Raw genomic sequence first — 9593 nt, 5'->3', positions numbered from 1 at the left:
GGGTTTGGGAATATTTGGTTTTTCAGCAGTTTCAATATCTAATGCTAAGCGAGTTAAAGATGCTCTTGAGAAAACTGCACAAGAAGAACTTACGGATGTTAAAAAAGAGAGAGTTGCTGTATATGTAAATATGCTTAACATAAGATATGCTGGAAAACTTAATGGTGCCACTCTTCAAAATGATGAGGGGGGATTAAAAGTTATTGCTGATGCAGATGAAGCAAACAAAATAATAAGAGTTAACGCTTTGGCATTGATGGAGTTAGATCAAGACTTAGTTGACAATATTATTTTGAATCATGAATTAATGCATATTAAGGGGATTAAATCCGAACTTCGGGCGCATTTAAACGATATTTTCAGTTTTAAAGGTGTGAAAAGTTATTTGTTTGGCAAAAAGTCGTTAGCTTCTCCATTGTTAAATTTTTACTCAGCTCTTGATGACTATAATGCCTATAAAAATTTTGAGGATGGATATGAAAAAGCCGAAAAGATATATTTTCTCATTAAATCTATAAATATTTTACGTTCATCTATCGGCGCAGATGTTATTAAAATATTTCCCCCGGAATATGCAAAGCAAGTTTTGGAAGAGTTAGAGAGCAACGTAGCATCAGAGCTGCTTAAAGATTATAAGACTCTCGGCGGGGACAGTAAACAGGTAGTCAATAAAAATCTTGAAAAATATAAAGAGATTTTAGAGGTTTATAAGGTAAAGGAAGCAGCAGACAGAAAAAAAGATGAAACTGAAGACTTGGCTTTGGCTGAAAAGGCGTTGAAAGAAAAAGAATTTAAAGAGGAAAACGAAGCTTTGCCTGAAACGGAGTTGAAAGAAAAGGAAAATATTCAGTCCTCAATAATTCTCTTAGAAGAGATAGTAAACGTTTATGAAGTAAGTAAAACAGAAGCAGATTTTGAGAAGGCTGAAAAGGCGTTAGAAGCAATAAAATTTGACGTAATAAATGAGGTGGAGACTTCGCTGATAGCCTTTAAAAAAGCAATTGAAGCTTATGGTAAAAATAAAACAAAAGAAACTTTTGAAATGTTGGAAGTGGCAGTGTCGATGGCAGTGACAAGGGTTGAAAATTCATTGAAAGCAAAAGAATTTGATGTACAAGAAGATGTAGTGAAGACTTTGTTGTCCAGCTTGGAACAATATAAAAAAGCAATTGAAAATTATAGTGGAAATAAAACAGTCGGAACTTCTATGGCGTTGGCGGCAGCTGAAAAGGCGGCGTTGGACGCAAGATCCTTATATATAGAAGAAAGAATGAAGATTTTAAGGCCCCAAGTTGGGCAAGTATGCAAGATTATAGAGAAATTATACGGCATTTCTCCTGAAGAAGAAATTCAGCAGCTCGTAATGACTCTAGAATATATGCGTAGTATAAAAGAAGGACATTCCACAGATGTTGAAAATTTCTTGCTGGATGAAAATCTTGACGGGGAAATCGTCATGAGAAACTATAAGGGGTTGGTGGTTAGATGGTCTGATATAAAGAAAGAAAAATACGAATCTAATTTGAAAGAAATTTCTGTTGCGTTTAGTTTAGGGCTGGCTGGGATAGGTGAAAGTTTAGATAGAGTAAGGTTCTTAAAAGCATGGTATGTTTTGCAGGTAAGACAAGGAGAGGCCAAAACCGATGCGGAAAGAGAAGCAATCTCAAAAGCGGTGGAGAATGGGGAGTTCTTAAACCCTGAATGGTATACCGACGATTATGCAAAACTTATCAGAGATAAAAAAATGCAGGAAAAATACGGACTGGATATAACTACAGAGGATAATCCGAAATTTAAAACCGAAGCGGGCGATCCGCAATTGAAAACAAAAGCACTAGATATAGGGCTGAGAGTTCGAGAGAGAAAAAATGGTTATTGGACAATAAAGAGTGTTGCGGAAATAATACTTGACGATTTCATCGCAAAGAAAAATGCCGGCTTTGCCGGATTGACCTTAAACCTGTTGACAAATAATGAGTCGTTAGAAGACGTTAAAAAGTTGTTGAAAAAGGTTTCTTCCACCGGAAAAACTTACGAAGAAGAATTAATAAATTTAGATGTATTAAAGAAAGTGCAGGACAAAGAAGATGGTGTGTATTTACAGAAGACGCATCCTACAATTCAATATGATGAAAAGACGGGAAAAGTGAATTTCTTCCGTTTTCAGCAATTGATTAATCACGGTTCTTTTTTCGCAAATTTAGTCAGGCAAATGGTGGAAAACAAAGAGAAAAGCGCAGATAATAAAGACATTTTTTGGTTTTTTGGAAATACTGATAATTTTTTAGCGGGACAAGTTCCTTTAAATTTATTTGGTTGGATGGATGCTACAAAAACTCCTGCAGTGATCATTGTCACCGAAAAAGGGACAAATGAAGGCAATAAAAAAGGCGGTATTCCTATGATAGTTGGGAATGCAGTCAGCGCTTTGGGGACGTCTGTTCCGATATTCAAAATTATTGAAATAGCTCAAGTGAAAGGAGATAAAGTTTTGGAGAAGAAATTTCAGGAATCAACAAAAGCTTTCTTTAATACCAATATGCTTGTTGTCAGCAAGCATGAAATCATATCACTTATAGAAGAATTAAAAATGGCTCTTAATGATCCAAACGTAGTCGCTACAATAAGTAAGGAATATCCTATGAAAAACTTAGACAGCAAAGAAAAGATAATGGAGCGGCTGTATGTTCTCGGAGATCTGATAATCAACAATAAAGAGAATTATGTCAAATTAGAAATCGCAATCTCTTCGTCTTTGATGGAATTAAATAATTTGATCGCTTTGGCTACAGGAAAGACATTATTAAAGTTTGTATTTCTCAATGATGAGGAAGCGCAAGAAATGTTCGGTCCAATTAAAAATAAGGACAATTTTGACGAAACTTTTGAAAATAGTACGATGGATATGAACAACCCCAACCCTCATGAAAAAGGCATACATCCTTTATCTGCATTGAAAACTCAGGATGAGTCATCACAATCCGGGGTACAAAAGTTTATAAAGGATATTATTAATAGGCTAATCGAACCTTTACGCAGAGAATGGAAACGTGCGTATATCACTAAATATTATCCCGAACTTGCCGGGCTTGAAGACATCCTAGTGTATGGCGAAGGCGTTTACGAAAAAGGATCTGCGATTGAAAAAATCGCGCTTGAAAAAGCCGATCTTGGTAAAAATGTCAATGTGGTTATTCCTGTAGGCAGCAACGATATAACAAACGCTACAGTTAAAAATACCGGCAACATGTATATTTATGAAAAAACTTTCGTGCAAAAAAATGGGTTTGCAGTGAGAGTATATTTTTATGAGAATAAATCCGCGGCTTACAATGCTTATAAATATGTCGTGGACAATCTGGATGGTCTTGTCGGCATAGTGGAAAATGCCTCCGATATTTCCTTTAACGATATTATTGTAGCCTCGCCGTTAGCCGCAATTTTTGCAATAACTAAAAATGCTGAAGAAGATGCTAAAGCCAAAAGAGATGGATATTCCAACGTTACCAATGGAATATCTGAAATAGACAAAATTGAAATTTTGGGAGACACTCAAAAAATAAACAGAGATGGCGACGATATGAGAAATCAGCTTCCGTTAATTACTAATATAGATTTGTCAAAAATAAATGATGCAAATATAGAAGCGCTTATATCCACCGTATTTTCAGTTGAATTGACGCTTCAGGAGTTTTACGATAAAGCTCAAGCACTGAAGGATTTTATAAAGAAAACGCATTCGAAAAACAAAAGAGTTGTTCTGAATTTTAAACCTGTAAATAAGGCGGAAGCCGAAGATATTATAGAGATGATAGGAAAGAAAGGTTTAAAAATCTTGAGAACGGCTGGTATCGGAATAGATGGAATAATTTTTGATTTCAATTCATTGCAACAAGAAGAGTTTAACGAAATCAAAGTCCGCCTTGAAAAAATCCCTTCCATTATAAAAAGAGAAAATTCTACTGCTATAATATCTGTTAAGTCTGCTTATTATACCGAACAGCAGCGCATATCAGGCATCGACAATTTTGACGAATATATAAACATAAGTGGAAATTATAATGATAATACAGTTGATGCCAATGAAATAGCAGAATCCGCCCGCAAGGCCATTAAAGGCGGAGCAAAGGCTTTGTTTATAGACTATGAAATTTTAAAGCTTTTTGTTACAAAAGGGATAAATATAGATATATACAGCCTTTTCCTCGGAATTGTTGCGGTTTGGACTTCCTATGTAAAGAAAACGCCGGAGGGTATTTACAAAAATGCAAGGCGGTCGGGGTTTAGGGAAAACATATCTGCCATAACGTTGGAGCAGGAAACGAAATTATACGATGTATTGAAGAAATTAGATGCCGGCGATGAATCTGTCATAAAAGGGGTCGGCACAATTTTACAGACTTCCAAAGCGAACACTTTAGAAACAAAAGAGGAAGCTCAAGGTTATGTTCAGGGAGTTCTTGAACGAATTTTGGTAAGCAGATTTGGAGAAAAAACATTTGAATACAGAACAAACGCCGACGTTTACAGAATTGCTCTGGTAAAAGCTAAGATGAATAACATCAGCGATAACGATATAAAGAAATATTTGGATGATAAGGGCGGTGAAAATTCCAGAAACGCACTTGAAAAATACGGCATGTCTACAGAGAATTTGAATTTCTCACAGGCGCAGGAAGCTGCGCAGGAAGGTATTAATGCCATTATTTCTGATTTGGAAAACGATACCGTTAGACCCGAAGACCTACCGCAAGCCCTTGCCGACTTGTTGGTTATGCTCAGTGTTGTCAAAACCATAGAGGTTGAGGTGTCACATGTCGAAGTAAGTTCCCAGCGTGACGGAGTGCGTGCAATGTTATCTGCGGCATAAAACAAATAAATTTCATATTCAATTGCGTTTCAAAAGGCGACCGGAAACGGTCGCCTTTTTTTATGGCTAAAATCCTGTTTCTTTTTGTACTTTTTTAATTGACAACATTTTTTATTTACTTGCGGGCATTGTTTGCCTTTTGCTGAAAGCATTGAAAATTCAATAAAATTGTGTTATAAATAAATTCTATGGTGAACGAAGTTAAAATACCTGAACAATTTCTTTCTATCATTGATAAAGTTTCTGATACCGCGAAAAAAAATGAATTTGAAACTTATGCGGTAGGCGGCTTTGTTCGCGACCTTTTTTTAAACAGACAGCCTAAAGATTTAGATATTATGGTCGAAGATAAAAAAGATGAGGATAATGCTTTTGCCGGGATAGAGTTTTCAAAAATTCTTGCGAAAAAATATGATTTGATGTGTCCTGTCGTTTTTGAAAGGTTCGGCACGTCAAAGTTGTTTATTGATGGAGAAGAAGTTGAATTTATAATGCCGCGAAAAGAATATTATGATAAAAATTCAAGAAATCCCGATACGAAAATAGGTTCTTTACAGCAGGACGCTTTGAGAAGGGATTTTACAGTAAACGCTCTTTTTCTACGTTTAAGCGATATGCAGATTCTGGATTTAACTACAAAAGGTGTTCAAGACATAAAAGAAAAAATAATAAGAGTTACCGATCCTTACAATGCAGAGTTGATTTTTGCTCAGGATCCTCTTAGAATTTTGAGAGCCATACGCCAAAAACTGCAGCTTGGATTTGAGATAGAGGAAATTACTTTTAAAGCAATGCAGAGTTCTTCTTCGAGAATAAGTATAGTCGCTGCGGAAAGAATAAGGGATGAAATAAATAAAATACTGATAGAAGATAGCCCTTCGTCGGCATTTTGCATAATGAAAGAAATCGGGCTGCTGTCGGAGATATTTCCCGAAATAGAAAGGCTTGACGGATTGAAACAGCCTCTAAAATATCACGACAGTGACGTTTTGGAACATACTTATAAAGTGCTTGACAAAACAAATGCGGATTTGATTTTGAGGATGTCGGCATTGCTGCATGACTGCGGAAAGTTTTCGGTTTTCAAATCTGACGGAGAAAAAATAAGTTTTCACGGACATGAAAGTTACGGAGCGGAAATTGCCGCGGAAATCCTTAAAAGGCTGCATTATCCTAAAGAATTTTCTGCTAGAGTTGTCAACATAATTAAAAATCATATGTATCCTAAACACTATACGCCGCAATGGAAAGATGGAGCGATAAGGCGTTTTGCAAAAGTCTGCGGCGAAGAAATTGATTATGTCATTGAATTGTCACAGGCAGATTTCGGCAGAGAAAATGCCCGAGTGAAGATTTTTGAATTTATTGAAAGAATAAATATTTTAAAAAAGAAAAATCTTCTTTATCCTAGAGTCGAGCTTTTAAATGGCAAAGATTTAATGGAATATTTTGGATTAACACAGGGAGAATGGATAAAAAAAGCCAAAGAATACATAATGTCGGCTCAGCTTGACAATCCGCAGATGACAAAAGACGAAGCTTTTATTCTTGTGAAAGAAATGTTAAATAAGTCTGCAAAATGAACATTATTTGATATAATTTATTGGCGCTATTTATTAAATTGAGGTAAGAAATGCAAGAAGAACAAAAATCGCAAATTATTCAGCAGACTCAGAATTCACAGTCTTCTAAACCGCCGCAAGACGACGAAAAGATTGAAATTAATGAAACCACAAATAAGGTTTATGACATCGAAGGCGTGCTTGCCGGCGCCGGAGCGGGACTTGTGGTAGGTATTATTATCTCGTTCGATATTATTTTTGCCGCTCAAATAGGCATGTTCATAGGGCTTCTTATCGGAACAAGATTTAAAAAATAAAGAATAAATAAAACGCGGATTCTGCTGCGGATAACAATAAAATTAATATGAAGGAAAACCATGACAATTAATTATTTAAAACACGTAAAAACTTTTGTAAACAGATTTATTGAACATGTAGAACTCAATCCTGAAGAGATAAAAATTACCTGTTCTTTGTCAAAGAAAGAAGAGTATGATAAACTACAGGAGTTTTATGTTAACGCAGTAAAACAAAATCCTTCTGATGCCTCGGCTTATTATAATTTAGGGCAGATATATCACAAAAAGGGCAGATATAAAGACGCCGTAAAAGAATTTTCTATTTCACTGGATTTAGATCCAAATTTTTCATTTGCGTATATTTGCAGAGGAGAATCTTATGCGGCTTTGGGAGAATATGATAATTCAATTGCGGATTTTAAAAAAGCCATAGAACTGAATCCAAAAAATGCAACTTCTTATGGAGGATTGGGAAACGTCTACAGGCGTTTGGGAAGATATCAGGAATCGGTCGGCTATTTTAATAAAGCTATTGAAATAAGCAGCGGCAATGCTTCCGCTTATTATGGGAGAGCGATGGCATACAGATATATGGACGAAATTGACAGCGCCATAGCCGACTTTTCAAAAGCTTTGGAACTAAACCCTAGCGATGATTATTCGTATAATAACAGAGGAATAGCTTACAGGCATAGAGAAGAGCTTAAAAAAGCCATATATGATTTCAATAAAGCTCTGGAACTGCAGCCGACAAGCTGTTTTGCTTTTAATAACCGCGGAATAACGTACAGAAAAATGTTTAAAGAGGATTTGGCCGAAAAAGATTTTCACTCTGCCGCTTTAATCTCTCCAGATGACGCTTTTACGCATTATAATCTTGCGAGCTTGTACAGGTACGGCGGTTTTTATGATAAGGCTTTAAAAGAAATTGAAAAAGCCGTTAACGCCGACGCTTCTTTTGCCCCGGCGTATATGGCAAGAGCATACATTTACTGCGAACAGGAAAAATTTGCCAAAGCGCTTGAAGATATAGAACGGGCAATAGAAATTATGCCAGAACTTTATTTTCTTTATTGTTTTAAAGGGTATATAAAAAACAATCTGTCGGATTTCAAAGGAGCCGTCGAAAGTTATGATAAGGCGCTTGAAATAAGAAAAGATATTGCAGAACTTTATTACGGTCGCGCAGCTGCAGCTTTAGCCGATAAAAATTATGCTCTTGCAGAAGCTGATTTTACTAAAGCCATAGAAATGAAATTTATTAATTCGGAAGAATACGTAGGCAGAGGACAGTCGTATTTCATTATGCGCAACTATACTCTTGCCATTGATGATTTGACCAAAGCAATTGAAAATAATTCGTCTTTATCTCAAGCATATTACATAAGAGGCAGCGCATATTTTGATTCAGAACAATACGTTAAAGCTTATGATGATTTTTTAATATGTGTAAAACAAAATTATCAAATTGCGCAATCTTTATATTATGCGGCAGTATCGGCTTTCGAGCTGGGCAATTATCAGGATTCGATAAATTATTTTACGAAAGCAAAAAATGCAGGATATCCCGTTTCGGAAATATATAAAAAACGTGCGAAAGCGTATATGAAGATAGATGACCAAAATAATGTTTTTACTGATCTTCAGGAAGCGATAAAATCAAACCCTGAGGACGCTTCTCTTTTTAAGATGTTTGCAGAAAATATGCTTAAACTTGGAAAATACAGGGAAGCGCTGGAATATATAAATAAAGCTATGCAGATTTTAAAAAGCGACGAACATGCTTATTTTATAAGAGCGCAGATAGAGTTTAATTTAAATGACTTTCAATCTGCGGTAGATGATGCAGGCTATGCGGCCGATTTAATGCCGGACTTTGCCGAAGCGATTATTCTTAAAGCGGATGCCAATGTGAATAAAGGAGATTTTGTTCAGGCAGAAAAAGATTTTTCCGAAGCATTGAGCATAGAACCGAATAATATAGACACTTATATGAAAAGAGCCTTGCTTTTTATAAAAACCGAACAATATGAAAAAGCTCTTCCCGACATAGAAGAAACCTTGATTCTTGACAAAAAAAATGCATATGCATATTTATATAAAGCCATAGTTTACAGGAATATGGGAAGACTTTCCGAATCTTTAAAAAATTATGATACAGCTTTAAAAATATTTGTCGGCGCCGGCAATATCGTATCTGACAAATCGATTTTTGAATATTCGGATTATTACAACGGACAGACAAATCTGGCAGACCTTTATAAAGATATTGAAAATATCAATAATAAACTAAATAAAGTATATGAAAAAACCATAAATGAACAGGTATCGGAAAGTAAGACTCAGCCCGCTGCCGAAGAAGAAAAAGAAGAGAAGTCTGAATCTGCCAAAACTAAACCCGAGCAACAGACGATCGTGGAAGATACACACAGTGGCGAACCGGAAGATGAAGAATCAAAGAAAATTCTTAATTCGTTGAAGGCAAAATTAAATTATATAGATAATGCCATAAAAAAACAGGACAGCGCTGTGATTTCAGCGATTTACCAAAAACTTAAAACTACTTATGAAGAGCCAAAACCGCAAAGCGATTATAAGAAATCTTCCATAGATATGGAAGAGGAACTTAAAAAAGCCGAACAGGCTAAACTTGAAACGCAAGAAAGGCTTAGCAAAATAAAAGAAGAAGAAGCGAGATTGAAAGCAGAAGCGGAAGAAAAGGAAAGACTTGCAAAAGAAGAAACGGAAAAAAGAGTGAAAGCTGCTGAAGCCGAAGAAGCGAGATTGAAAGCAGAAGAGGAAGAAAAGGAAAGACTTGCAAAAGAAGAAGCGGAAAAAAGAGTGAAAGCTGCTGAAGCCGAA

Annotated in this window: 4 protein-coding genes; all 4 read left to right on the top strand. The window is 35.8% G+C overall.

Features of this window, described 5'->3' with window-relative positions:
* Positions 1–4870, top strand: a 4870-nt coding sequence (locus LBD46_08140; protein MDR2427127.1) for a UTP--glucose-1-phosphate uridylyltransferase, incomplete at its 5' end; no start/stop codon positions are given.
* Between the two features lie 191 nt (positions 4871–5061).
* A complete protein-coding gene (locus LBD46_08135) occupies positions 5062–6453 on the top strand; it encodes a CCA tRNA nucleotidyltransferase (GenBank protein MDR2427126.1) in 1392 nt (463 codons plus the stop codon).
* A gap of 50 nt (positions 6454–6503) precedes the next feature.
* Entirely contained in the window at positions 6504–6749 is a 246-nt protein-coding gene (locus LBD46_08130) for a hypothetical protein (protein ID MDR2427125.1), read from the top strand.
* Positions 6750–6809: 60 nt separating this feature from the next.
* A partial coding sequence (locus tag LBD46_08125) for a tetratricopeptide repeat protein (GenBank protein MDR2427124.1) occupies positions 6810–9593 on the top strand: 2784 nt, incomplete at its 3' end.

It is taken from the genome of Candidatus Endomicrobium procryptotermitis, assembly GCA_031279415.1.
Taxonomy (GTDB): Bacteria; Elusimicrobiota; Endomicrobiia; order Endomicrobiales; family Endomicrobiaceae; genus Endomicrobium_B; species Endomicrobium_B procryptotermitis.
This window is presented reverse-complemented; position numbering and strand designations above follow the sequence as displayed.